The organism is Streptomyces sp. MGP-P1 (assembly GCF_057766565.1).
In genome coordinates, this window is record NZ_JBYMEM010000006.1 from 255270 (window position 1) to 279349 (window position 24080).

A 24080-nucleotide genomic window follows, 5' to 3' on the forward strand; every position below is an offset into this window, starting at 1 on the left:
GTGCGGCCATGAAGATGACCAAGCGCCCCCGGGCGGCCCACAGCATGGGCCAAGCCGTCGCGGTCGCCGTCCTGATCGCCGGCACCACGCTGCTCGGAGCCTCGCCCTCGTACGCCGACGACGGGCCGAGCGTCCCGCCCGGGACGGAGGCGACGTCGGAGCCGCCCGTTCCCGTCGACCCGAACGACCCGGACCTGAAGATGCCGGAGGGCGGCACCCTCGCCCCCGGCCGGGTCCTGGACATCGTCCAGGTCGTGGAGGACCTCGGCGGCGAGGAACGCCGCGAGGACAGCAACGCCGACATCAAGTTCGCGCTGCAGGCCGAAGTCCTCTTCGGCAAGGACAGCGCGAAGCTCGGTTCGGCGGCCAACGCCCGCATCGCCGCGATCGCAGCCGAGATCAAGAAGCAGAACGCGACCAAGGTCCGCGTCTTCGGCTTCACCGACAACCTCGGCTCCTCGGCCCACGGCGACGTCCTGTCCAAGCAGCGCGCCGACGCCGTGCACGGGGTCCTGTCGAAGGAGCTCGGCGCCACGATCACCTACGAGATCCGGGGCTACGGCGAGCAGTACCCGATCGCCAGCAACAGCAACGAAGAGGGCCGCAAGAAGAACCGCCGCGTGGAGGTCTCCTTCCCGCGCGGCGCGGGGTCCTGACCTCCTCCGCACCCCACGGGAGACGGCCCGGTCCGGCGCGCGACGACCATCGCGTGCCGGACCGTTCGTCGTTGCGGCGGACGGCCCGGCACGGAGGTCCGTCAGGGCCGTAAACCGGCCACATTCTCTCCGAGCCCGTCACCCGAACGGCGGACCGTCGTTTGCGTTGTGGATCAAACACATCCCCTACGGACAAGAACACGGTGGGCCCCTCGTGCGGCCGGGCCGGAATCAGGGCCGGCGGCAGTGCGGCGGGATGCGACACGCCGTGCGCCACGGAGACGTGGGTCAGCGGGGGTGCCGGGGTGCACGGACGAACAGGCGTCGAGGAGGGTGTGATGGGTGTGGAGGCCCACGCGACGAACGAGCGGGTGACGGGACGCACATGGACGGTGCGGCTGGATCCTGTCGGCCGCGGCCGGGCGGACGTACGCGTCTCGTGCAGCCGCCCGGCCTGCGCCGCGCAGGTGCTGCCCTCCGCGGCCGTCGGCCGTACGGCGGCGGTCGCGCACCTCAAGGCCCACCTGCGCGCGGGCCCTGCCCCCAGCCCGTCGGCGTACTGCGCCTGCCGGGCCGCGGAATGCCACACCCACATCCGCCCCGCCGGACCGCGTGAGCGCCCCGCGCCCTGGCGGTGCGGCGGCGCGGTCGTCCTGGCCGTCGTCACGGACCGGGAAGGGCGCTGGTGGCAGGTGATGGAGTGCTGCTCGCGCTGTGCTGCCGCGCATCCGACCGCGAAGATCGCCGCGACCGCCCCGGCTCCCGACCGGACGGCTCCTGCCGCCGCCTCCCGGCCCTCGACGGTCCCCGCGCCGACGGTGTCGGCCGTCGGGCCCCACTTCTCGCACAGCACTTCCGGGGCTGCCGGGGCAGCCGCCCCGCACGAGGTGCCGGCTCCACGGTCCGCAAGGCCTCCACGGCCCCCGAGGCCGGCACGGCAGCGCGCCCGGCGGGGGAGGATCGCGCAGCGGTTCGTCCCGCACGACCTGCGGCCCGTCGCGCTGCGGGACGAACTGACCGAACTGGGAGAGCTCTTCCGCGCCTACCAGCAGCGCGCCGAACCCGACCTCGCGATGCTCGCCGACCTCCACGCCCGCAAGGCGAAGGCCTTCAGCGCCTGGGCCGAAGTCACCGCCGACACCGGACTCCGCCTCGACGCCCAGCGAGCCGAACAGGCCGCCGCCACCGCCCGTCTCCAGCATCTGCACCGCATCGGTGAAGCCCCGGAGGGCGAAGGCCCCGCCGTGGCGCGGCTGCTGACCGCGTCCGCCCAGTGGGATCACGCACGGGCCGTCCTCGCCCACGTGGCCGATAACGCGCCCCTGCCGGGGCCGGAGGCCCGCCTGCTGGTGGTGATGCTGACGCTGCGCACCGCGCAGTCCGGTACCGGCAACCTCGTCGGGCAGGACCTCAAAGGGCTGCCCCTGGCGGAACCCGAACACCTGGTGGAGCAACTGCTGGAGTGCGGCTGGCTGAAAATCGCCGGTACGGTCGAGGAACTGATCGCCTCCCGCCCGGAGAACCCCACCCGCATCGACGTGCCGTCCCTGACGCCCGACGAGAGCGACCCGGGCCCGTTCACCTTCGGCAGGAAGATGCGCCCCAAGCTCAGCGGCTGGGCCCAGCGAGTCGTCGGCGAGAAGAAGCTACGCAAGGCCAAGACCACGGCCGACGCCCGTCTGCTCGCCCTGGCCCTGGCCACCGGTGTCACCCCCGATGGACGACTGGGGCCCGAGGGCGAGGGCCTCGGCGTGGAAGCCCTCTCCTCCTGGTGCGCCATCGCTCCCGGCGACCTTCGGGAGGTGGTGGACCGGCTGACCGCGGCGGACTGGCTGACGGGGGCGGTCGACACCGACTCCGACACCGACCCCGTCCTCACCGACACCGACCCCGTCCTCACCGACACCGTCCTCACCGGGCGGCTGACCGAACGCGTCCTCCCCCTCACCTGCCCGCTGCTGCCCTGAGAAGCGGAAGCAGAAGCGGGGCAGAAGCGGAAGCTGCCCCACGCTTCGGCCACTCCCTAGGACACCCCGAGCTGATCCGCCAGCTCCGCCAGATCCTCCGCGTACAGGTCGAACCGGTCCGAGGAGGAGGGCGGGTCGCCGACCGGGCGGGCCACATAGGCCGTGCGCAGGCCCAGCGCCTGCGCCCCGCGCAGGTCCCAGGCGTGGGCGGCGACCATCAGCAGGCGCTCCGGCGGCGACCCGGAGCCGGTGACGGCCAGCCGGTAGACCGCCGGGTCCGGCTTGTAGGCGCGGGCGTCCTCGGCGGACAGCGCCTGGTGCCAGCGCAGTCCCGCGTACGCGTTCAGCTCCAGCAGTGCCGTCCGGCTCGCGTTGGAGAGGCCGATCAGCGGGAAGCGCCCGCCGATCCGGGCGAGCCCCGCCACGGTGTCGAGCCACGGCGGGAGGCACCGGGCCGACCGGGCGAGCGCCTCCACCGCTGCCGGATCGTCGACCCCGGCGGCCTCCGCGACGAGCCCGGCGGCCTCCCGGTCGAGGAGATCGCTGGGCAGGTAGGGCCGGTCGCCGTCGAGGACGCGGCGCTGCTCGCGCTCGATGTACCGCTGCCACAGCAGCAGGAGCCGCTCGGTCCCGGCGGTATCCGGGGTGCCCGGGGTGTCCGAGGCGTCCGGGGGGCCCGGGGTATCGGGAGTGCCTGGGGCGTCGGAGGACCGGTCGAGCGCGCGGACGCCGGCGCGGAGTCCTGCGGGTCCGTCGACGAGTGCGCGGATGCCGGTGCGGAGTCCGGCGGGTTCGTCGACGAGCGTGCCGAGTACGTCGAACACGACGGCGTCGATCTCCAGCTCTGCCATGGTGAGGGTCTCCTCCAAGGTGGGCGGTGGTCCGAACAACACCACAACCCCCCCAGCGCATCCCCTACTTGATCGTGATCGACCCCACGACCGCGTCCAGGTCTTCCGCGTCGACCGCGTCCTTCCCCGCGTTCAGGCGCACCGCGAACGGAACGCTCTTCGCGTCCACCCCCGCATCCAGGACCCCGGTCATGGGCGTTCCCCCGTTCGGGGTGTCGTCCTGGCCGCCGGTCAAGCACGAGCCGCCGCCACCGGCCGGCGAGCTGATCGCGCACCGCAGGCGCTCCCCGATCTTGCCACCGACCCCGACCCCGACCCCGACCCCGACCTTGGCCCCGGCCCCGACTTTGGCCGCGACCCCGGCCCCGGCCCCGGCCATCGCGCCGATCAGCAGGGTGACGAGGGTGACGAGGGCGACGAAGACGACGAGAATCAGGTACTCCACCGCGGTCGCACCGCCGTCCCGCCAGTCGTACGTGTACCGGGGCGGCTCCGGGGTCCGGGTGGCGCGCTCCTCCAGGAGCCGATCGACGGCCACCCCCGACGCCGCACCGGCCGCCAGCGAGACGCCGGGCATGAGGACGCCCTCGATGCCGACGACGTCCCCGGCGACGGCGAGGCCGTACAGCAGCCCGGCCAGCGGTACGGCGAGGACGGAGAGCAGGTACAGGACGCGGGAGGACTCGCGGTACTCCTCGGGGAGGATCCGGGCCGAGGCCAGGACCGTCAGGAGCGTCACGACGAGGGCGGGCAGATGGAGCAGGGCCAGCCGCCAGCCGAAGGACTCCAGGCGCTCCTCGGTGGCCAGCAGATCGACCAGGACCCGGCTCATGACGAACCCGAGGGCGAGATGGACGAGGCCGCCGGTCACCCAGCTCCGGGTCAACGCGAAGAAGCGGCTGTCCCGGTGGACGTGGGGTGGGGCGTCGTACCCCGTGATGTCGTGGCGCCCCGACGGTGCGCCGCCCGCGCCCCGATCTCCCCAGCCCCAGCCCCCGTCACCGCTCACGGTTCACCTCTTCTCGACCCCGCGCGTGTTGCCCGACGGCTGGGAGCGTACGGCCGAGAAGCGGCCCCGGCTCGGGCCCCCGGCCCCAAACCCGGGCCCAAGTGCGCAGGGCGCGAGCTGTGTTGCGCCGTGGCGCGCCCGCCGTTCCGCTTTGGGCCGCCCGTGGGCCCGTGGGCCCACGCCGCCCCGGCCGCGGCTCAGTACCCTCGGATGTGCCGGTGGTCGCCGACCACGACGCCGCGAAGAAGCGCGATGGGGGTGGGGCGTCGATGGATGCCGGATTCTTCTACTCGTACCACCTGGGCTGGACCCGGCTGGACGCCCGGACCCTGCTGGGCGACCTGGAGGCCGAAGGGCTCCGCCCGACGCACCCGGTGTCCGGCCGCACCGTGCTCGTCAGTCTCGACTCCGCGTCCCTGGGCGCCCGTTCGCCCGTCACCCGCGAGCAGTTGCTGTCCATCGCCGGACTCCAGCGGCTCCGCGAGGTCGGGTTCCGGTTGTGGACCGACGGGGGCCGCGACCTCCTGGTGCGCATCCGGCAGGCCCGGGCCGGCGTCGTCGTCGTGGAGTTCTCCGTGGGGGAGCTGCCCGAGCCGGAGCGGGAACACGCGGTGAGCGCCATCCGGCGGACCGTCGGACGGGCCTCCGTGCTCTGCATCGGCTTCGTCGTCGACCGGAGCGGGGCGACGGCCGCCACCGACTGGGACGGCGTCGTCATCGAGGGTGACGCGCACCTCCACTCCTGGCCGGACGCCGTCGCCGTACGGGACGAGACGGCCGCCCGCCACCCGCAGCTGGCCGTCATGGACGGGGTGGAGATGTCGCCGTGGAAGGTGTACGGGAACGAGGTGCTCGGCGTCTGAGCCGGGCCGCCGCGAACCCCCGGACACCCCCCCGGGCCCCGGCCCCCGCTGCGGAGCGACGCCCGCCGTCGACGTCATAATCGGCCGTATGTCCGATCACCAGCTCCGCGCCCGGCCGCCCGCCGGTCCGGCCCCGGGCCCCCGCACCCCCCGCACCCCCGGGACCCGGGCCGCCGCCGCGCTCCGGGCCGCCGTGCCCGCGCTCGCGGTCTACGCCGCCGCCCGGGCCCTGGGGCTCCTGGCCTTCTGGGCAGCAGCGTCCGCCGCCGGGAAAGACCCCCTGGGGCCGCTCAGCGGACGCTGGGACTCCGTCTGGTACCAGCGCATCGCCGAGAACGGCTACCGCTACACCGTCACCCTCCCGGACGGCTCCGTCCACTCCGACCTGGCGTTCTTCCCTCTGCTCCCGGCCCTGGAGCGAGCCGTATCCGAGGTGACCCCACTCACCCTCGGCGGCGCCGGACTCCTGGTCGCCTGGACGGCCGGGTTGCTGGCCGCCTGGGGCATCTACGCCGTCGGCGCCCAGCTGCGAGGACGGCGTACGGGCGTGGTGCTGGCCGCCCTCTGGGGGGTCTACCCGACGGCGTTCGTCCAGTCGATGGCGTACACCGAGACCCTGTTCACCGCGCTCGCCGCCTGGGCGCTGTACGCCGTCCTCCAGGGCCGCTGGATCGTGGCGGGCGCGCTCTGCGTCCTGGCGGGGCTCACCCGGCCCACGGCGGCGGCGCTCATCGCGGCCCTGGCGATCACCGCGGCCGTCACCCTCGTACGGGAGTACCGCGACGAGCGCCGCGCCGGCCCGGTGCTCCGCCGCAACGCACGGATGATCGCGGGCGTGGCGCTCGCACCGCTGGGCTGGCTGGCGTACGTGGTGTTCGTGGCCGTCCGCGAGGGCAGCCCGTTCGCCTACTTCGACGTCCAGGCGCAGTGGGGCAACAACATCGACGGCGGTCGCGCGCTCGCCGCCTTCATCGCCGGCCTTCCGTGGCCCGCCGCCCTCGGCCTCTGCGCGGCGCTCGGGCTGCTGGGGTGGCTGGTGGTGCTGTGTGTACGGCAGCGGCAACCGCTCCCGGTGCTCGTCTACGCCCTCACGATCGTCGTCATCTCGCTGATCGGCGCCGGGTACTTCGGCTCCCGGCCGCGCCTGATGATGCCGGCGTTCCCCCTGCTGCTGCCGCCCGCCGTCGCCCTGCTGCGGCTGCGCACGACCGGGCGTACGGCCGTCGTCCTCGCCGTACTGGCCTGCGCGTCCGCCGCCTACGGGGCCTGGACCCTGCTGGGCGCGGGCCCGCCGTAGCCCCGTCCCAACGGCCTCGCGCCGCGTTCTCAGGCTCCGGAACCCTCGGGTGCCCCTGACGCCCCGGGTGCCCCGGAGGCGTGGGCCGTCGCTCCCAGCTCCACCCGTACGCCCGGCCGCACCCCCCACCGCTCCATCGCCCCGGCCTCCGCCTCCACCACGTGCCGGGCCCGGAGCCGGGGCAGTCCGAGGCGGCCGGGCTTCATCGTGCGGACGGCCAGGACCGTGAACTTCCGGTCCAGGTACGCCACATCGATGGGGAACCGCATCCGGAAGGTGTGCACACTCCCGCACGGGGTGAGCATCATCGCCCCCTCGATCCCGTCCCGCCCGAGCAGCCCCTTGGTACGGGCCCGGTACGAGGCCGCTATCCGCAGCGGCACCTCCCGGGCCCCGGGGCCCGTGCCGACCGTGAGTGTCCCGTCGCCATCGCGCCATGTCCTCATGGGCACCGACCGTAGCCCCCGGCGGACCCGCCCGGGTCCGATACGCCCGCGCTTGGGCCCCCGGACCCAAGACCCCTGCTCCCACGGCCCATTAGGGTCGTTCCGTGGACGCTGTGCTGCTCGCCCTCGCCGCGGTCTGGGGTGCCGTCACCGGACTGCTGATCCCGCGTGCCGCGTACCGGTTCGCCGTCGAGCCGGAGGAGCCCTGGCGTACGGCGTGCCCCTCGGGGCATCCGCTCACCGGCCCGGTCCGCGGCTGGCTGGGACCGGCCCGGTGCGCGCCCTGCGCCGCCGCCGCCCCGGGAACGCCGGCCGCGCCCGGGGCCCATACCGGCACGGGCGCCGAGACCGGCCTGCCCGCCATCGGCCGACCGGGCGCCGAACCGGGCGCGGCCTCCGCAGGGGCGAGCCGCGGCGGCACTGGACCTCCCGCCCCCGCCGAGGCGGGGCGCGACACCGGATCCCCTGATGCGGCGGAGGCGAGCCGCGACACCGGGCCCCCCGCCTCCGCCGAAGCGAGCAACGACACAGGAGCCCCCACTCCCGCCCCGTCCGCCGCGTACGCGCCCGGTGTCCTCGCCCCCTTGGTCACCGTGGCCGCCTGCGTCGCGCTCGCCGCCGCGACCGGGGGCAGGCCCGAGCTCGTCGGATGGCTGGCGCTGACCCCCGTCGCCGTGCTCCTCGCCGTCGTCGACCGGCGGGTCCACCGGCTGCCCGACCCGCTCACCCTGCCCCTGGCGGCCGCGGCCGTCCTGCTGCTCGGCGGCGCCGCGCTGCTTCCCGGGCACGCGGGGTCCTGGACCTCCGGCCTGCTGGGCGGTCTGGCGCTCGGCGGCTTCTACTTCCTGCTCTTCCTGATCAACCCGAACGGCATGGGCTTCGGTGATGTGAAGCTCGCCCTCGCCCTGGGCGTGGCGCTGGGCTGGTACGGCTGGACCGTGCTGTTCGTGGGCGGGTTCGTCGGGTTCCTGTTCGGGGCGGTGTACGGACTCGCCCTGGTGCTCCTGCGCCGGGCGGGGCGCAGGACCGGCATCCCGTTCGGCCCGTTCATGATCGCCGGGGCGCTGACCGGCCTGCTGCTGGGGGCTCTGGCCGGGTGAGTACGGGGCCCCTCGCGCGGGTGCCCGCACGGGCGCGGAATCCGTTCGCGCGCTCCGGGTCCGCCTGACACGATTCCCGTATGCCCGAACCATCCGAAGCCGTCCCCGGCCCTGCCCCCGCTCCCGGTTCCGTCCCCCTCCCCTTCGACTCCGCGGCCTCCCGCGACCGGTTCGAGGCCCTCGTCGCCGAGGCCGACGCCGTGTCCGTGGACGGCTGGGACTTCTCCTGGCTGGAGGGCCGGGCCACCGAGGAGCGCCCCTCCTGGGGGTACGCCCGCGCGATGGCCGACCGCCTCGGCCGGGCCCACGCCGCGCTCGACCTCCAGACCGGGGGCGGCGAGGTCCTGGCCGCCGCGCCGAAGCTCCCTCGGGTCACCGTGGCCACGGAGGCCTGGCCGCCCAACGTCGCCCGCGCCACCGCCCTCCTGCACCCGCTCGGGGCGGTCGTCGTCGCCGACGCGGACGAGCCGCCGCTGCCCTTCGGGGACGCCGCCTTCGACCTCGTGGTCAGCCGCCACCCGGTCACCACGTGGTGGGAGGAGATCGCGCGGGTCCTCGCCCCCGGCGGCACGTACTTCTCGCAACAGGTCGGCCCGGCCAGCGTCTTCGAACTCGTCGAGTACTTCCTCGGCCCCCAGCCGCCCGAGGTCCGCCGTGGCCGGCACCCGGAGGACGCGCGGGCCGCCGCGACGGCGGCCGGACTCGACGTGGTCGACCTGCGTTCCGAGACGCTGCGCACCGAGTTCCACGACATCGGCGCGGTGGTCTACTTCCTGCGCAAGGTGATCTGGATGGTCCCCGGATTCACCGTCGAGCGGTACCGGCCCCAACTGGCCGCACTGCACCGGAAGATCGAGGCGGACGGGCCGTTCCGCGCCCGCACCGCCCGCTTCCTGATCGAGGCACGCAAGCCCCGGTGACGGTGTCAGGGACCTGCCCTCCGGTCAACCCGCCTACCCCGTACGCCAGTTCAGCCTTACCCCGGAGGCAACGGGATCGTGCGGGCGGGCGTCCTACTCGACGGGACGCACGCACAGCGAAGGGCACAGCGAAGGAGGGGGAGCGGTCATGACCCTGGAGAGGGAAGACTGCGCGCCGCCTGCCGGGCGCGCGCGGCACGGCAACGCCGACTGGCTCACGGGGGCAAGGATCACCGCGGTCCTCGGGATCTACTACCGGCCCGAGGGCCGGGCGGGCGAGCCGGAGGCCGTCGAGTTCGTCCTCTCGGACGACCAGTCCGTCCTGCTGACCTGCGCCTCCGACCGGACGCTGCACGTCACCCCGGGCGCCTGGCCGAGCCTGCCCGACTGGTGCGTACCGGCGAGCCGGTGGCAGCACACCCCGCCCGCCCTCCTCCCGCCGGTGCCCCACGAGGGAGCGTGGACGGTCGTCGGCACCCAGGAGCTGAGGGACGCCGGCGGGGAGGTGCTCCAAGCCGTCATCCGGTGCGAGGAAGGGGACTTCGTGGTGGTCGCCGGGGACACGATGGCCATCCGCTTCGAGCCCCACCTCTGACCCGCGAGCCCTGCCCTGACCCAGGAGTCCTCCCTGAGCCGCGAGCCGCGAGCCGCGCCCTTGACCCGCGAGCCCTGCCCTGACCCAGAAGCCCCACCCCTGACCCGCACGTGCCACGCACCCCCGTACACCCCGAGTGAAACCCACCCCCGGTACACCCCGAGTGAAACCCACCCCCGTACACCCGAGTGAAACCCCGCCCCCGGCGCCTACGCGTGCGGCCCCACCGTCACCGGCCCGACCGTCAGTTCCGCCGTCCCCTCCATGATCGCCGCGACCCGCTCCACCTGCTCCTCCAGCGCGCGCAGCCCGGCCGGCGGCAGGGGCTCCAGCGGCTCCACCGTCACCGTGATCCGGCGGCCCGAGCGGCGCAGGTGCCAGACGCCGGCCACCGTGCCGTCCACGAGCAGCACCGGGAAGTTCCCCGCCTGCCCGCCCGCGAGGGCCCGCTCGTACGCCGCCCCCGGGAACAGCCGCTCACGGGGCTGGGAGGCGATGGTGAACGCGTCGAAGTACGGGAGCAGGCGCACGCCGCGCACCGGTGACACCGGGAACTCCGTGTCGCCCGCGACCACCCACGCCGGACCCTCGCCCGCGAAGGCGACCTCCTCGATGGCCCCCGCCGCCGCCAGGGCGGCGAACTGGCCGGCCGCCCAGGGCTTCGGCGCGGCGAGCCAGCGGGCGAAGTGGGCGGAGGTGGCCGGCCCGTACGCGCGCAGGTACCGCTCGATGAGGGCGGCCGGCGCCCCGGGGCCGGGCAGCGGGGTGCACCCGGGGTTGGTGTAGGTCGCCTTCCGCCCCCGGTTCGGGGCGTAGACGAGGGCGCCGCGGTGGCCGGCCAGGTGCAGCACCTGCCGCCAGCGCGGCCACATCGTCTGGAAGCCGGGCATCACCAGGTCCCCGGCCCACGGCCCGGTCCGCGCGACGACCTCGTCGGAGAGCTCGTCGATCGTGAGCTCCGCCCCGGTCAGCGCCTCCGCGACGGCCGCGACGACCGCCTCCACCTGGTCCGGGGTCATCCGGGCGTCCTTGGAGAAGGGGTTCTTGCCCGCCGGCACGGCGGACAGGGCCCCGGTCCACAGCGGCAGGTCCGCCGCGGGCAGCAGGTGGACCGTGCCGCGCGGTCCGAACGTCTTGACCAGGGTCCGGTCGGTCCACAGGGCCGTACGGACGTCCGTGCGCGTCAGCCCGTCCCCGCGCAGCCCCACGGACAGCTCGGCAGCCGACAGCACCTGGGCGTGCGCGCCGAGCATCGAGGCCACCGCCGCGCCGGGGGTGGCGGCGCTGGGCGACGCGGTGGCGGCGGCATCCGGGTGGAGGTGCTGGCGGGCCAGCCTCCGGGCGTTCGCCCCGGCCCAGCTCACGGTCGCTGTCGCTGTCGATGTCGCGCGGGATCGTGTCGTCATGCCGTCGAACCTAGAGCCCTCAAAGGTCAGGTTCCGTCCTCTACGGCCCCGGCGGCGTCAAGCCGACGCCGTACCGCGACCCCTCGATACCGGGGTCGATACAGGGGTCGTTACCGGGGTGGGTACCGGGGCCGATACCGGGGTCGTACCGGGCGGCTCCGGGGCCCGACAGGCGTCCGTCGCCCTGCCCGGAGCGCAGTCCGGTGAATCCGGAGAGTAATGGTGGAGTGGCGCGGCACGCGACAGTACTTACGAAGGGTTATGGTGGAAACCCCCCCTCGGGCCGGTCCGTATCCCCCCCCACGGACCGGCCCGTTTTTTTACGGGCCGACGGCGGCGCCGCGCGGCCCCGGGGCGCTCCCGTTCCTTCCGGCGCGCAGGCCCCGTCGAACCGACGTCAGCTGCGACCGGCCCAGATGTTCGTGCCCGCCGTGTCCACGGCGAAGGCGTCGATCTCCTTCAGCTCGTCGGCGGTCAGCGGCGGGCCCGCGAGGGCCGCCACGTTCTCCTCCAGCTGCTTCACGCTCGACGCGCCGATCAGTGCCGACGTCATCCGGCTGTCGCGGAGCACCCACGCGATGGCGAGCTGGGCGAGCGACTGGCCGCGGCCGCGCGCGATGTCGTTGAGCCCGTTGAGCCGGCGGACCACCTCGTCGGAGAGCAGGCCCGGGTCGAGGGACTTGCCCTGGGTGGCGCGCGAGCCCTCCGGAATGCCCTTCAGGTACTTGTTCGTGAGCAGGCCCTGGGCGAGCGGCACGAAGGAGATGCAGCCCATCCCGGCCGCCTCCAGGGTGTCGAGCAGCCCGTCGTCCTCGATCCAGCGGTTGATCATGGAGTAGGAGGGCTGGTGGATCAGGGCCGGCACGCCCATCTCCCCGAGCAGCCCGGCCGCCTCGGCGGTCTGCTCCGCGTTGTACGAGGAGACGCCCACGTACAGCGCCTTGCCCTGCCGTACGGCGGACGCCAGGGCGCCCATCGTCTCCTCCAGCGGGGTGTGCGGGTCGAAGCGGTGCGAGTAGAAGACGTCGACGTAGTCGAGGCCCATTCGCTTCAGGGAGGCGTCGAGCGAGGACAACAGATACTTCCGGGAGCCCCACTCGCCGTACGGGCCGGGGTGCATCAGATAACCGGCCTTGGTGGAAATGACCAGTTCGTCGCGGTACGGCGCGAAATCCTGGGCGAAGAGCTTGCCGAAGTTCAGCTCGGCCGAGCCGGGCGGCGGGCCGTAGTTGTTGGCCAGGTCGAAATGGGTGACCCCGAGATCGAAGGCGCGGCGCAGGATCGCCCGCTGGGAGTCCAGGGCCCGGTCGTCGCCGAAGTTGTGCCACAGGCCGAGCGAGAGGGCGGGCAGCTTGAGGCCGCTGCGCCCGGTCCGGCGGTATTCCATGGAGTCGTAGCGCGAACCGGCGGCCCGGTAGTGCAGGTCGGGGGAGAGGTAATCAGTCACGTTTCATTCCTTATCACGGAGTTGTGACAGACCGGGTTGGGCCCCCGTGACCCGATCGCAGTAATGTGGCGGCTTCGGGGAACGCCGATGTGCGGCGCGGCGAAGGCCCGCGCGGCCGTGCCAGTGCCAGGGGCGCGGACCGCCGAGGGATCGTGCGGGCGGCGCAGACCGCGCGGCGAACCCCTGCGGGGGGACGGCCCCCGGACCCCCGGCGACGGGGAGGGCGGGCCCCGGGCCCGTACGGAACCGAGAGGGTGAACGCAGTGAACTTCCGCGACCTGGTGTACAGGCTCTACGCGCGCCGGGTGGGAGGCCGCCTGGACCACGACCAGGTGCCGAAGCACATCGGGGTCATCCTCGACGGCAACCGGCGCTGGGCCAAGGCGTCCGGTGGATCGGCCGTGCAGGGCCACCAGGCCGGTGCGGACAAGATCTCCGAGCTGCTCGGCTGGTGCAGCGAGACCGATGTCGAGGTCGTCACCCTCTGGATGCTGTCCACGGACAACTTCGACCGCCCCGAGCACGAGCTGAAGCCGCTGCTCGGCATCATCGAGAACACCGTGCGCAACCTCGCCGCGGACGGGCGCTGGCGCGTCCACCATGTCGGCACCCTCGACCTGCTTCCGCCGGAGACGCAGTCGGTGCTCAAGGAGGCGCAGGAGGCTACGTCCGACATCGACGGAATAATCGTCAATGTCGCGGTCGGCTACGGCGGCCGACAGGAGATCGCGGACGCGGTGCGCTCCCTGCTCCTGGAGCACTCGGAGAAGGGCACGACCTTCGAGGAGCTGGCCGAGGTCGTCTCCACCGACCTGATCTCCGAGCACCTCTACACCCGGGGCCAGCCCGACCCCGACCTGGTGATCCGGACGAGCGGCGAGCAGCGACTCTCGGGCTTCATGCTCTGGCAGAGCGCCCACTCGGAGTACTACTTCTGCGAGGTGTTCTGGCCGGCCTTCCGCAAGGTCGACTTCCTCCGGGCGCTGCGCGACTACGCCGCCCGCCACCGCCGCTACGGCGCCTGAGGTGTCCTGAAACACCCTCGCGCCCGCGCCTGCGTCGATGGCTCCCCTATATAGGGGAGCCATCGCGTACGTACGGGGGTCACCGCGCGTCCACCGGGACTTCTCCACACCGTGTCATATGCGGCGGCATGGCTTCGCCGCGAAAAGGGAATACCCCTGTCAGGTCGACGTCCGGTCATCAACCAGGCGGATGTCGCGTCCAAGTGAGCGGTGCCAAGACCGCTCGCCCGGGAGGCCCTTTGCACACGAAGGACCGTAGACAGTCTGCGGCCGACGCGGTGGCCGTGGTCAGGCCCGCGCACAGAGGCCCGATCCCGGTCCGTCCTCTCCCTTCGGGAAGCTCCGCGACCGTCCGTCGCACTCCCCGACCTCGTCCGAGGGGGTACGTCCTTCCGTGATGACCAGCAGCAAGCGCCGCATGCCCGACCGGCGCACATACGTTCTCGACACCAGCGTCCTGCTGGCCGATCCCGGTGCCATGGCCCGCTTCGACGAGCACGAAGTCGTGCTCCCGATCGTGGTGGTCACGGAACTGGAGGCCAAACGGCATCACCCCGAGCTCGGATACTTCGCCCGGCAGGCCCTGCGCTTGCTGGACGACTTCCGGGTCCGGTACGGCCGTCTGGACGCCCCGATCCCGCTCGGGGATCTGGGCGGGACGCTCCGCGTCGAGCTCAACCACTCCGATCCCGGCGTCCTGCCCGCCGGCTACCGGTTGGGGGACAACGACTCACGGATCCTCGCGGTCGCACGCAACCTCCAGGCCGAGGGGTACGACGTCACGGTCGTCTCCAAGGACCTGCCGCTCCGCATCAAGGCCTCCTCCGTGGGCCTCCTCGCCGAGGAGTACCGCGCGGAGCTCGCCATCACGGACTCCGGCTGGACCGGCATGAGCGAGCTGTCCCTCGCCGGGGAACAGATCGACCTGCTGTTCAGCGAGGAGACGCTGTACGTCCCGGAGGCCGCCGAACTGCCCGTGCACACCGGTCTGGTCCTCCAGTCCGAGCGCGGCAAGGCGCTCGGCCGGGTGACGGCCGAGGGCAACGTACGGCTCGTGCGGGGCGACCGGGAGGCCTTCGGCATCCACGGGCGCAGCGCCGAGCAGCGGATCGCCCTCGACCTCCTCCTCGACGCCGACGTCGGCATCGTGTCGCTGGGCGGCCGGGCCGGCACCGGCAAGTCGGCGCTGGCCCTCTGCGCGGGCCTGGAGGCGGTGCTGGAGCGCCAGCAGCACAAGAAGGTGATGGTCTTCCGCCCGCTGTACGCGGTGGGCGGGCAGGAGCTCGGCTATCTCCCCGGCAGCGAGGCCGAGAAGATGAGCCCCTGGGCGCAGGCGGTCTTCGACACGCTCTCGGCGGTCGCCGGGCGCGAGGTCATCGAGGAGGTGCTCGGGCGCGGGATGCTGGAGGTCCTGCCGCTCACCCACATCCGCGGCCGGTCCCTGCACGACGCGTTCGTGATCGTCGACGAGGCGCAGTCGCTCGAACGGAACGTCCTGCTGACCGTGTTGTCCCGCATCGGGGCGAATTCGCGTGTCGTGCTCACCCACGACGTGGCCCAGCGGGACAACCTCCGGGTCGGCCGGTACGACGGAGTCGTCGCCGTCGTCGAGAAGCTGAAGGGCCATCCGCTGTTCGCCCACGTCACGCTCACGCGGTCGGAGCGTTCGCAGATCGCCGCGCTGGTGACCGAAATGCTGGAGGAAGGCCACATCTGAAACGCATGTCCTTTTCGATGCCGCCCGGCGAGCCAAGGAGCTTAGCCGGGCGGCATGGTGTTGTGCCGTCATTTCCGAAAAACCGAGGGGCCAAACGGGGTGTGACCTTTCCCACGCGAGACAGAATTGCCTCCCGGCGCTCCCGTCCGGCAGAGTCTTGCTTCCGTCAGGCCCCGCATACGGCACTTGGGCACCTCCAGAGGCGCCACGCACCACACAACTCAACACGAGACGTCCGTATGCCGCCCGCGAGCACCACGCGGCAGCCCCTCACCGGGGTTGCCCATCGGGCCCGCGCCTCCCGTGACCCACGCAGTAGGGAGGCCAGTGTCAGGGGCACGAACGCGCCCGCGAGGTCACCTAAGCGGGCGATGCTGGAAGGACACCATGTGAGCCGGATCTCGGTCCGGGGGTTCGCCGTGGCATCCGCCACCGCGGTCACCACCGTTGGCGCCGTCGTAGGCGTTGCTGCGGGCGGCGCACCTGCCGCCGACGACAACAACAACTTCGAGGCGGCCGCAGCCGACACCACGCTGCTCGCAGACATCCCCGCGGGCCAGCAGGCCCAGGTCCAGACCGCTTCGCTGACGCAGCAGGCCGATGCCCAGGCATCCGCCGCCGACGCCGCCGCGAAGAAGTCGGCCGAGGAATCGGCCCGCATCCAGGCCGCCAAGGACGCCAAGTCCAAGAAGCAGGCGGCCGAGGACCGGCTCGAGGCCGAGCGCGAGGCGGAGAAGAAGGCGAAGGCGAAGGAGAAGGAGAAGGAAGACGCCGAGCGCGCCAGCCGTTCTTCCGTCCGCGACGCCGCCTCGTTCTCCTCGCAGGGCTCCTACAGCGTGGCCGACGTCAAGGCGATGGCCCGTCAGATGGTCCCCGCGGACCAGTTCCAGTGCTTCAGCAACATCGTGGACCACGAGTCGACCTGGAACTACCGTGCGAGCAACCCGTCCTCCGGGGCGTACGGTCTGATGCAGGCGCTCCCGGGTCACAAGATGTCGTCCGCCGGCGCCGACTGGCAGACCAACCCGGCCACCCAGATCAAGTGGGGCCTCAGCTACATGGACGGCCGTTACGGCAGCCCGTGCGGCGCCTGGTCCTTCTGGCAGGCCAACAACTGGTATTAGAGGGGAGCGGGCGAAGTCCACGGACCCGCCCTCTCGACCTCGCGAGGCCCCCCACCGTCCGGACGGTGGGGGGCCTCGCGCGTGTACGGTCGCATCCTGGCGGGCCGGTGGGCGTGAGGACACGCTGCGGAGCGCTGGGCGGCGAAGATGGGGGAAGGAAAGCAGGCATGTCGAAACTACCGGGCTGGCTGGGCCGCTTCGGGTCCGAACTGACGGAGCTGGGCGCGCGACTGGACGAGCGGCGGGCGCGCGCCGCCGCCGAGGACGACGACCCCCTCGCGGTGCGATCCTCCGGCGTCCCGGAGGACGACGACGCCGGGCAGGTGCCCGCGCCGCCCTCGTACGCCCCCTCGGTCGCCGCCAAGCCGGATCCGGTGGCGGCGATCCCGTGGGGGATGCGGGTCGCCGCCGAGGCCGGCTGGCGCCTCCTCGTCCTCGCGGGGACCCTCTGGGTGCTGATGCAGGTGATCAGCGCGGTACAGCTCGTGGTGCTGGCCTTCGCCGCCGCGCTGCTCGTCACCGCGATGCTCCAGCCGACCGTGGTCCGCCTCAAACGGTTCGGGCTTCCCCACGGGTTCGCCACCGCCGTGACCGCCGTGCTCGGGTTCGTCGTCATCGGCCTGGTCGGCTGGTTCGTGGTGTGGCAGGTGATGGAGAACCTCGACACGCTCTCCGACCGGGTCCGCGACGGCATCGACGAGTTGAAGCGCTGGCTGCTCGACAGCCCCTTCCACGTCACCGAGTCGCAGATCAACGACATCGCCAAGAACCTCAACGACACCATCGGCACCAACACCGAGGAGATCACCTCGGCCGGGCTCCAGGGCGTCACCGTGATGGTGGAGTTCCTCACCGGGCTGCTGCTGGCGATGTTCTCCACGCTGTTCCTGCTCTACGACGGCCGGCGCATCTGGGAGTGGTCGCTCAAGCTGGTGCCCGCCGCGGCCCGCCCCGGGGTCGCCGGCGCCGGGCCGCGCGCCTGGCGCACCCTGACCGCGTATGTGCGCGGCACGGTACTGGTCGCCCTGATCGACGCCATCTTCATCGGGTTCGGCCTCTACGTCCTCAACGTGCCGCTCGCCGTGCCCCTGGCCGTCTTCATCTTCCTGTTCGCCTTCATCCCGCTCGTCGGCGCCGTGGTCTCCGGGGCACTCGCGGTGGTCGTCGCCCTGGTCACCGAGGGAGTGTGGACCGCGCTGTGGGCGCTGGTGGTGGTCCTGGCCGTGCAGCAGATCGAGGGCCACATCCTGCAGCCGTTCATCCTCGGCCGCGCCGTCCGGGTGCATCCGCTCGCGGTGGTCCTCGCGGTGGCGACCGGGGGTCTGGTCGCGGGCATCGGCGGTGCGGTGGTCGCCGTACCGCTGGTCGCCGTGGTCAACACGGTGGTCGGCTATCTGCGTTCGTACGGGCAACCGGGCGAGCGGGGCGGCCACCACGGGGCCACCGCCCTGTCGATGAGCCCGGCGCACGCCGCGCCCGCGCCCCCGGGGCCGCAGGAACCGCCGGGCGAACCCGCTCGGGAGAACAAGCCTCCGCAGGAGTAGGGAGACGCAAAGAAGAGCCCCGGGGACGGTCGGTCGTCCTCGGGGCCCTTCTCGTATCAGGGGTGGTGCGGTGTCACTACTCGGCGAGTACGGCCTCGGCGTCGAGGGTCACACCGACCGCCTGGATCACCGAAGCGACCTTGACGGCTTCCTGAATGGTCTCACGGTCCACGCCGGCCTTGCGCAGCACCTGCTCGTGGGAGTCCAGGCACTGGCCGCAGCCGTTGATCGCGGAGACGGCGAGCGACCACAGCTCGAAGTCGACCTTCTCCACGCCCGGGTTGCCGATCACGTTCATCCGCAGGCCCGCGCGGAGCGTGCCGTACTCGGGGTCCGACAGCAGGTGCCGGGTCCGGTAGAAGACGTTGTTCATCGCCATGATCGCGGCCGCCGACTTCGCCGCGGTGTACGCCTCGGCGGAGAGGTTGGCCTTCGCCTCGGGCTCCAGCTCGCGCAGCACCTTCGGCGAACGCGAGGCGATCGCGCAGGCCAGCACGGTGCCCCACAGCTGCTGCTGCGGGAGGTCGCTGTTGCCGATGACCGAGCCGAGGTTCAGCTTCAGGTCCTTGGCGAAGTCCGGTATGGCGGACTTCAGTTCGTCGAGAGCCATGTCGGTATCAGCTCACTCGCCCGAGAGGAGCGCGACCGGGTCGAGGGTGTTCTCGCCCTTGGTCCAGTTGCACGGGCACAGCTCGTCGGTCTGCAGGGCGTCGAGGACCCGCAGGACCTCCTTGGGGTTACGGCCCACGGAACCGGCGGTCACCATGGTGAACTGGATCTCGTTGTTCTGGTCGACGATGAAGACGGCGCGCTGCGCGAAGCCGTCCTCGCCCTCGATGCCGAGGTCACGCATGAGCTCGTGCTTCGAGTCGGCCAGCATCGGGAAGGGCAGGTCGGTCAGGTCCGGGTGGTCCTTGCGCCAGGCGTGGTGCACGAACTCGGAGTCACCGGAGAAGCCGAGGACCTGGGCGTCGCGGTCGGCGAACTCGTCGTTCAGCTTGCCGAAGGCGGCGATCTCGGTGGGGCACACGAAGGTGAAGTCCTTCGGCCACGCGAAGACGATCTTCCACTTGCCCTCGTAGGTCTTGTGGTTGATCTGCTCGAACTCCTTGCCGCTCTCCAGCGAAACACAAGCAGTCAGGTCGAACTCGGGGAACTTGTCACCGACAGTGAGCACGCGCTCTCCTTGCAACGTCTGGAATTCCCCTTTTGGGGGCGTTCCTGAGGGTTGGACGAACTCCACCTTGGCACAGAGTGCATTGATCGCGGAAATAGCTACACTCGGTCGATATGATCGGAGGTGCCTATCAGTGGGCCAGGGTAATCAGGGCATCCGCCCCAAGCAGTCCGGTAAGTCGGCAGCCAAGCAGCCCAGCCTGTCGCAGCTGCGTGCCTTCACGGCGGTGGCGGAGCATCTGCACTTCCGGGACGCGGCGGCAGCAATCGGGATGAGTCAGCCCGCACTCTCCGGAGCGGTGTCCACCCTGGAGGAGGCACTGGGTGTCCAGCTCATCGAGCGTACGACGCGCAAGGTGCTGCTCTCGCCCGCGGGGGAGCGGCTCGCGGTGCGGGCCGGAGCGGTGCTGGAGGCCGTCGCCGCGCTGATGGAGGAGGCGGAGGCGGTCCGGGCCCCGTTCACCGGAGTGCTCCGGCTCGGAGTGATCCCGACCGTCGCCCCGTATCTGCTGCCCACCGTGCTCCGCCTCGTCCACGAGCGTTACGTGGACCTCGACCTCCAGGTCCACGAGGAACAGACCTCCTCGCTGCTGGAGGGTCTCGCCGCCGGGCGGCTGGACCTGCTGCTGCTCGCGGTGCCGCTCGGCGTGCCGGGAGTCACCGAGATCCCGCTGTTCGACGAGGACTTCGTGCTGGTCATGGAGCAGGACCACCGGCTCGGCGGCCGGGCGGACATCCCGCGCGACGCGCTGCGCGAACTGCCGCTGCTGCTCCTGGACGAGGGGCACTGCCTGCGCGACCAGGCCCTGGACATCTGCCGTGAGGCGGGCCGCACCGAGGGCGCGCCGGTGACCACGACCGCCGCCGGGCTCTCCACCCTGGTCCAGCTGGTGGCCGGCGGGCTCGGGGTGACGCTGCTGCCCCGGACCGCGGTGACGGTGGAGACCGGCCGCAACGAGGCCCTGGCCACCGGGTACTTCGCGGACCCGGCGCCCACCCGGCGGGTGGCGCTGGCGATGCGGACCGGGTCGGCGCGCGGCGGCGAGTTCGAGGAGTTCGCCGCCGCCCTGCGCGAGGCGATGGAGCCCCTGCCGGTGCGGCTGGTGGCGGAAGACGCCTGAGAGCGCACGCCTCGGGAGAGCACACGGACGGCCGGGGCCCCTCTCCAGGAGCCCCGGCCGTAGGCCGATCAGGGCGTGTCCGGCCCTGATCCACCGGACACGGGTGTCACTCGGTGCGCAGTCCGTCCGGGCGCATCATGCGCCACAGCGGCGGCAGCGACAACAGGGTGACCAGCAGGATCAGCGCGCCCCCGACCCCCGCCATCGGCAGGAACAGCCACCAGTCGGAGACCTCCTTCTCGATCAGGTGGACGAGCATCGCCCCGAGGCCCAGGCCGCCCGCGACCGCGACTGCCAGACCGAGCACCACCGGCACGGCGGTCTGCCACAGCACCGACCAGCCGAGGGTGGAGCGCCGGGTGCCGAAGGCCACCAGCACCGACAGCAGCCGCCTGCGCTCACGCAACTGCTCCAGCTGGGAGACCAGCATCGACAGGGCGATCAGCAGCAGCACCGCGCTCGCGCCCACCTGGAGCCCGATCTGGATGCTGGCGTACTGGCGGTCGCGCTCCACCGACTGGATCGTGACGAAGCGCATTCCGGGATCGATCCTGGCCGCCGTGTTGCGTACGTGCTCGGCGACGTCCGGCACGCTCCGGTCGACCCGGATCTGGGTGGTGATCACGGCGTGAGGCAGTTTGCCGGCGTCGATCGCGCCGATCGTGGCCATGATCCCCCAGTGGGGGTCGCCCATCGGGTCGGTGCGGCCCGTCACGGTCCGGGAGTCGGCGGGCAGCGTCCACCGCATCGGCTTCTTCCCGGAGCCGATCTCGACCACCTCGCCCTTGCGTGCGGTCTCGTCGACCCACGCGGTCATGTCCTTGTCGTCCTTCGGGTGGACGACAAAGGTGTCGCCGTCCTCGCAGGCGCCGATCCGGGCCAGCTCGCGCAGGGTCTCGCAGGTGCCGACGGTCAGCGAGGTGGTGGGCTGGACGTCGTCCTCCGCGTAGTCGCCGGGCTTGGACGCGTACGCCTCCACCGAGCCGATGACCACCTCCACGCCCTTGGTCGCGCGGAACTGCTCGATGGCCGAGGTGGCCCCCTCGCCCGTGACGTTCTCGGAGTACCCCGCGAACTGGGCCCGCGTCGGGTCCTGGCCCGTCATCCGGTTGAAGTCGGCGTTCATCGAGGCGAACAGCATCTGCAGGGCGATCGCACCCGCCACCGCCACGGTGACCCCGCTGACCGCGCGGGACGCGGCCCCGCTGCTCAACTGGAGCCTGCGGGTGGCGAGCTGCCAGGGCACCGGGCCGCCGCGCAGCCGGTTCACACAGGCCTCGACCAGCCAGGGCAGCAGCAGGGCCAGCCCGAACAGCACCAGCACGGCGCCCGCGGTGATCGGGAACGGGTTCACCGGGGCGTACTCCTCGACCCGGCCCCAGAGCGCGAGCACCACGAGACCCGCCAGCGGCACCGGCAACCGCCACCACAGGCGGCGTCCCCGGTCGCGACCCCGGCGCACGACGCCGAGCGGCTCGATCACCACGGACCGCATCGCCACCAGGGTGACGAGGACGGCCGTCAGCGGCACGGCCACCGCGATCAGCGACGCCAGCCGGAGGTCCGGCGCCAGGTCGGCCGGGAACGCGCTGACGTCCCAGATCTCCACCGCGCCGACGAACTGCCGGCCCACCAGGAAGAACGCCAGGCCGAACAGCAGCCCCAGCAGCGCGCCGAACAGCGCCTCCCCGGCGGCGATCCGCCGGGTCGTCCGGATGTCCGCGCCGACCAGGCGCAGCGCCGCCAGCCGCCGGTCGCGCCGGTCGCCGCCGAAGCGCACGGCGGTGGCGATGAAGATCGCGACCGGGGCCAGCAGCACGACGCAGACCATGATGACGAGCACGATCAGCAGGGGCGGGAGGGCATCGCCCTGGCGCTCGTCGCCGTACCCCGCGATCCGGTGGCCGCCGTTGGCCGGCGTCAGGGTGTCGCTGCCCGCGTAGTAGAGGAGTTCACCGGGGGAGCGCAGCCCGGCGTCCCCGATCGTGCCGGTGATCTCGTACGGGAGCCGCTCCCGCAGCAGCTCGTTGCCGGGATCGTCGAGCAGCTCCCGCAGGGCGGGGGAGACGACCATCGTGTCCGGCGCGGGGAGGCGGTCGATCCCCGGCGGCAGGACGGGCTTCGAGCCGTCGGGGCGCATGAGATGGCCCTCGACGGTCCGGTCGTGGTACTCGGTGGTCGTGTTGATCCGCAGCACCGAGCTGTCCGACTTCGGGGCGTTCGCGTCGGGGAAGTCGGAGATCCGGGACTCGCTGCGGGCCTGCTCGCGCGCGTTCCGCTCGTCGAGCAGATGCGGTACGGAGGAGGCGAGCAGCAGGAGGGCGACGCCGAGGCCGACGCCCACGGCGGTCAGCAGCGTACGGATCCAGCCCTCGCGGCCCCCGGCGGCGGCGAACCGGATGCCGAGGCCGAGGTCGCGGAGGGTGACCGCACCCCGCGAGGGTGCCGCCGGACGCGGTGGCGCGACGGGCCGCCTTTCTTCGAGCAGCGTCATACGGCGTGCTCCATGTCGCGGGCCCGGCCGTCGCGCACGGTGATGTCACGGTCCGAGTAGGCGGCGACGCGGGCCTCGTGGGTCACCAGGACCACGGCGACGTTGGCGGAGCGGGCGGCCTCCGTGAGCAGCTCCATCACCCGCTCACCGTTGAGGGAGTCCAGCGCACCGGTCGGCTCGTCGGCGAAGATCACCTTCGGTGACGCGGCCAGCGCACGGGCCACGGCGACCCGCTGGCCCTGTCCGCCGGAGACCTCGCCGGGGCGCTTGGCCCCGAGGTCGTCGACCTCCAGGCGCTCCATCCACTCCAGGGCGGTGCGCTCGGCGGACTTGCGCCTGACGCCGTTGAGCCGGAGCGGCAGGGCGACGTTCTCCACACATGTCAGCTCCGGGACGAGCTGGCCGAACTGGAAGACGAAGCCGAAGTCGCTGCGCCGCAGGGCGCTGCGCTCGGCGTCCGACATCGCGGACAGCTCGCGGCCCGCGTAGGTGATGGTGCCGGAGTCGGGCGTGATGATCCCGGCCAGGCAGTGCAGCAGGGTCGACTTGCCGGAGCCGGAGGGGCCCATCACGGCGACGACCTCGCCGGGGTGCACGGAGAACGACGCCCCGTCCAGGGCGGGCGTCGAACCGTAGGTCTTGCGCAGATCATGCGCGGCGAGCAGGGAGCCTTCGGGAATCACGGAGCCACCACCTTGGCGAGCTGGTCGAGACGGGCAGAGGTCAGTTCCAGCCAGCGCAGATCGGCTTCCAGGTGGAACAGGGCGTGGTCGCAGATCAACTGGTCGGCGAGGTCGCCCTTGCGTTTGCGGTCGGTGAGGACGCGCATCATCCGCAGGTGCGCCGAGCGCTGGGTGTCCAGCAGATCGGCCGCGCTGCGGCCGGTCAGGAGCGCCAGGACGACCTTGGTGTAGAGCGTCGACTGGAGGTAGGGCTCCGGCTTCTCCGGCTGGGCCAGCCAGTGCGAGACATCGGTGATCCCGGCGTCGGTGATGGCGTACCGCTTGCGCTCCGGGCCTCCTTCGCTCTCGACGCCGTCGACCTCGACGAGTCCGTTCTTCAGGAGCCGGGACATCGTCGAATAGACCTGGCCGTAGTGGAGCGGGCGGTCCTGGCCGAACTTCTCGTCGAAGGTCCGCTTCAGGTCGTAGCCGTGTCGGGGGCCGGACTCCAGGAGCCCGAGGAGGGTGTGACCGATAGACATGAGCGGAACTCTACATGGTGTGTATACCTACGGTGTATACGCGTCCGAAAAGCGACCCCGGCCCTTGGAGTGGACCGGGGTCACGGTGTTACGGGACGCGCGGGGCGGTCGCTCCGGG

21 protein-coding genes and 1 pseudogene are annotated in these 24080 nt (G+C 72.4%); 12 read left to right on the top strand and 10 right to left on the bottom strand.

The features are described 5' to 3' along the window. The first annotated feature begins 8 nt into the window (after positions 1–8). Together AC3CH1_RS16905 and AC3CH1_RS16910 are read left to right on the top strand one after the other, a co-directional pair. Positions 9–656, top strand: coding sequence for an OmpA family protein (locus AC3CH1_RS16905; protein ID WP_488464419.1), 648 nt, complete (start codon positions 9–11; stop codon positions 654–656). A gap of 338 nt (positions 657–994) precedes the next feature. Continuing rightward, positions 995–2623, top strand: a complete 1629-nt coding sequence (locus tag AC3CH1_RS16910) for a hypothetical protein (protein ID WP_488463711.1) — start codon at positions 995–997, stop codon at positions 2621–2623. A 56-nt stretch (positions 2624–2679) separates the two neighbouring features. Here AC3CH1_RS16910 and AC3CH1_RS16915 read toward each other — a convergent pair whose 3' ends face one another. Together AC3CH1_RS16915 and AC3CH1_RS16920 are read right to left on the bottom strand one after the other, a co-directional pair. After that, positions 2680–3474, bottom strand: a complete 795-nt coding sequence (locus AC3CH1_RS16915) for a haloacid dehalogenase type II (RefSeq protein ID WP_488463712.1) — start codon at positions 3472–3474, stop codon at positions 2680–2682. Positions 3475–3691: 217 nt separating this feature from the next. Continuing rightward, a pseudogene (locus AC3CH1_RS16920) lies at positions 3692–4483 on the bottom strand (hypothetical protein); the annotation flags it as partial. Between the two features lie 269 nt (positions 4484–4752). On the opposite strand from AC3CH1_RS16920, the gene AC3CH1_RS16925 reads away from it, so the two are divergent. Both AC3CH1_RS16925 and AC3CH1_RS16930 read left to right on the top strand, forming a co-directional pair. Beyond that, complete coding sequence (locus AC3CH1_RS16925; protein ID WP_488464420.1) at positions 4753–5346, top strand: hypothetical protein; 594 nt, start codon at positions 4753–4755, stop codon at positions 5344–5346. An 88-nt stretch (positions 5347–5434) separates the two neighbouring features. After that, positions 5435–6643 carry a hypothetical protein gene (locus AC3CH1_RS16930; RefSeq protein ID WP_488463713.1) on the top strand — a complete coding sequence of 403 codons (1209 nt, stop codon included), beginning with the start codon at positions 5435–5437 and terminating at the stop codon, positions 6641–6643. Between the two features lie 29 nt (positions 6644–6672). Here AC3CH1_RS16930 and AC3CH1_RS16935 read toward each other — a convergent pair whose 3' ends face one another. Next, positions 6673–7089 (bottom strand): DUF192 domain-containing protein, encoded by a 417-nt coding sequence (locus AC3CH1_RS16935; RefSeq protein ID WP_488463714.1) that lies wholly within the window; start codon positions 7087–7089, stop codon positions 6673–6675. Between the two features lie 104 nt (positions 7090–7193). On the opposite strand from AC3CH1_RS16935, the gene AC3CH1_RS16940 reads away from it, so the two are divergent. The 3 genes from AC3CH1_RS16940 to AC3CH1_RS16950 all read left to right on the top strand — a co-directional run bounded on the left by AC3CH1_RS16940 (position 7194) and on the right by AC3CH1_RS16950 (position 9704). Beyond that, positions 7194–8189 carry a prepilin peptidase gene (locus AC3CH1_RS16940; RefSeq protein WP_488463715.1) on the top strand — a complete coding sequence of 332 codons (996 nt, stop codon included), beginning with the start codon at positions 7194–7196 and terminating at the stop codon, positions 8187–8189. An 80-nt stretch (positions 8190–8269) separates the two neighbouring features. Next, positions 8270–9109, top strand: coding sequence for a class I SAM-dependent methyltransferase (locus AC3CH1_RS16945; RefSeq protein WP_488463716.1), 840 nt, complete (start codon positions 8270–8272; stop codon positions 9107–9109). 148 nt (positions 9110–9257) lie between these two features. After that, a complete protein-coding gene (locus tag AC3CH1_RS16950) occupies positions 9258–9704 on the top strand; it encodes a hypothetical protein (protein ID WP_488463717.1) in 447 nt (148 codons plus the stop codon). A 209-nt stretch (positions 9705–9913) separates the two neighbouring features. Here AC3CH1_RS16950 and AC3CH1_RS16955 read toward each other — a convergent pair whose 3' ends face one another. Then, positions 9914–11110, bottom strand: a complete 1197-nt coding sequence (locus AC3CH1_RS16955) for a winged helix DNA-binding domain-containing protein (protein WP_488463718.1) — start codon at positions 11108–11110, stop codon at positions 9914–9916. A gap of 397 nt (positions 11111–11507) precedes the next feature. Beyond that, entirely contained in the window at positions 11508–12557 is a 1050-nt protein-coding gene (gene mgrA / locus AC3CH1_RS16960; protein WP_488463719.1) for an L-glyceraldehyde 3-phosphate reductase, read from the bottom strand. A 263-nt stretch (positions 12558–12820) separates the two neighbouring features. On the opposite strand from mgrA, the gene AC3CH1_RS16965 reads away from it, so the two are divergent. From AC3CH1_RS16965 to AC3CH1_RS16980, 4 genes are all read left to right on the top strand, one after another. Next, entirely contained in the window at positions 12821–13582 is a 762-nt protein-coding gene (locus AC3CH1_RS16965) for an isoprenyl transferase (protein ID WP_073741104.1), read from the top strand. Between the two features lie 394 nt (positions 13583–13976). Further along, a complete protein-coding gene (phoH2, locus tag AC3CH1_RS16970) occupies positions 13977–15299 on the top strand; it encodes an RNA 5'-3' helicase PhoH2 (RefSeq protein ID WP_488463720.1) in 1323 nt (440 codons plus the stop codon). A gap of 389 nt (positions 15300–15688) precedes the next feature. Then, on the top strand, positions 15689–16423 hold the full coding sequence (locus AC3CH1_RS16975) for an aggregation-promoting factor C-terminal-like domain-containing protein (RefSeq protein WP_488463721.1): 735 nt from the start codon (positions 15689–15691) through the stop codon (positions 16421–16423). 167 nt (positions 16424–16590) lie between these two features. Beyond that, on the top strand, positions 16591–17967 hold the full coding sequence (locus AC3CH1_RS16980; RefSeq protein ID WP_488463722.1) for an AI-2E family transporter: 1377 nt from the start codon (positions 16591–16593) through the stop codon (positions 17965–17967). 76 nt (positions 17968–18043) lie between these two features. On the opposite strand, the gene AC3CH1_RS16985 is transcribed toward AC3CH1_RS16980, so the two are convergent. Together AC3CH1_RS16985 and AC3CH1_RS16990 are read right to left on the bottom strand one after the other, a co-directional pair. Further along, entirely contained in the window at positions 18044–18577 is a 534-nt protein-coding gene (locus AC3CH1_RS16985; RefSeq protein ID WP_003966620.1) for an alkyl hydroperoxide reductase, read from the bottom strand. Positions 18578–18589: 12 nt separating this feature from the next. Continuing rightward, positions 18590–19144 (bottom strand): peroxiredoxin, encoded by a 555-nt coding sequence (locus tag AC3CH1_RS16990; RefSeq protein WP_329159042.1) that lies wholly within the window; start codon positions 19142–19144, stop codon positions 18590–18592. Positions 19145–19277: 133 nt separating this feature from the next. Between AC3CH1_RS16990 and AC3CH1_RS16995 the strand changes: the two genes are divergently transcribed. Continuing rightward, positions 19278–20264, top strand: coding sequence for a hydrogen peroxide-inducible genes activator (locus tag AC3CH1_RS16995; RefSeq protein WP_488463723.1), 987 nt, complete (start codon positions 19278–19280; stop codon positions 20262–20264). Positions 20265–20370: 106 nt separating this feature from the next. Here the strand turns inward: AC3CH1_RS16995 and AC3CH1_RS17000 are convergent, their stop codons facing one another. Genes AC3CH1_RS17000 through AC3CH1_RS17010 form a run of 3 tightly spaced genes read right to left on the bottom strand, consistent with a single transcriptional unit; the run spans position 20371 to position 23962 of the window. Next, positions 20371–22758, bottom strand: coding sequence for an ABC transporter permease (locus AC3CH1_RS17000; protein WP_488463724.1), 2388 nt, complete (start codon positions 22756–22758; stop codon positions 20371–20373). Next, on the bottom strand, positions 22755–23441 hold the full coding sequence (locus AC3CH1_RS17005; RefSeq protein WP_488463725.1) for an ABC transporter ATP-binding protein: 687 nt from the start codon (positions 23439–23441) through the stop codon (positions 22755–22757). The genes AC3CH1_RS17000 and AC3CH1_RS17005 overlap by 4 nt, the downstream gene beginning before the upstream one ends. Then, positions 23438–23962 (bottom strand): PadR family transcriptional regulator, encoded by a 525-nt coding sequence (locus AC3CH1_RS17010; RefSeq protein WP_018956160.1) that lies wholly within the window; start codon positions 23960–23962, stop codon positions 23438–23440. The genes AC3CH1_RS17005 and AC3CH1_RS17010 overlap by 4 nt, the downstream gene beginning before the upstream one ends. Positions 23963–24080 lie beyond the last annotated feature (118 nt).

Bases quoted from the DNA above. Each gene is read 5' to 3' on its own strand.
- AC3CH1_RS16905 (WP_488464419.1), top strand. From the start codon at position 9: ATGAAGATGACCAAGCGCCCCCGGGCGGCCCACAGCATGGGCCAAGCC.
- AC3CH1_RS16910 (WP_488463711.1), top strand. From the start codon at position 995: ATGGGTGTGGAGGCCCACGCGACGAACGAGCGGGTGACGGGACGCACA.
- AC3CH1_RS16915 (WP_488463712.1), bottom strand. From the start codon at position 3,474: ATGGCAGAGCTGGAGATCGACGCCGTCGTGTTCGACGTACTCGGCACG.
- AC3CH1_RS16925 (WP_488464420.1), top strand. From the start codon at position 4,753: ATGGATGCCGGATTCTTCTACTCGTACCACCTGGGCTGGACCCGGCTG.
- AC3CH1_RS16930 (WP_488463713.1), top strand. From the start codon at position 5,435: ATGTCCGATCACCAGCTCCGCGCCCGGCCGCCCGCCGGTCCGGCCCCG.
- AC3CH1_RS16935 (WP_488463714.1), bottom strand. From the start codon at position 7,089: ATGAGGACATGGCGCGATGGCGACGGGACACTCACGGTCGGCACGGGC.
- AC3CH1_RS16945 (WP_488463716.1), top strand. From the start codon at position 8,270: ATGCCCGAACCATCCGAAGCCGTCCCCGGCCCTGCCCCCGCTCCCGGT.
- AC3CH1_RS16950 (WP_488463717.1), top strand. From the start codon at position 9,258: ATGACCCTGGAGAGGGAAGACTGCGCGCCGCCTGCCGGGCGCGCGCGG.
- AC3CH1_RS16955 (WP_488463718.1), bottom strand. From the start codon at position 11,110: ATGACGACACGATCCCGCGCGACATCGACAGCGACAGCGACCGTGAGC.
- AC3CH1_RS16980 (WP_488463722.1), top strand. From the start codon at position 16,591: ATGTCGAAACTACCGGGCTGGCTGGGCCGCTTCGGGTCCGAACTGACG.
- AC3CH1_RS16985 (WP_003966620.1), bottom strand. From the start codon at position 18,577: ATGGCTCTCGACGAACTGAAGTCCGCCATACCGGACTTCGCCAAGGAC.
- AC3CH1_RS17000 (WP_488463724.1), bottom strand. From the start codon at position 22,758: ATGACGCTGCTCGAAGAAAGGCGGCCCGTCGCGCCACCGCGTCCGGCG.
- AC3CH1_RS17010 (WP_018956160.1), bottom strand. From the start codon at position 23,962: ATGTCTATCGGTCACACCCTCCTCGGGCTCCTGGAGTCCGGCCCCCGA.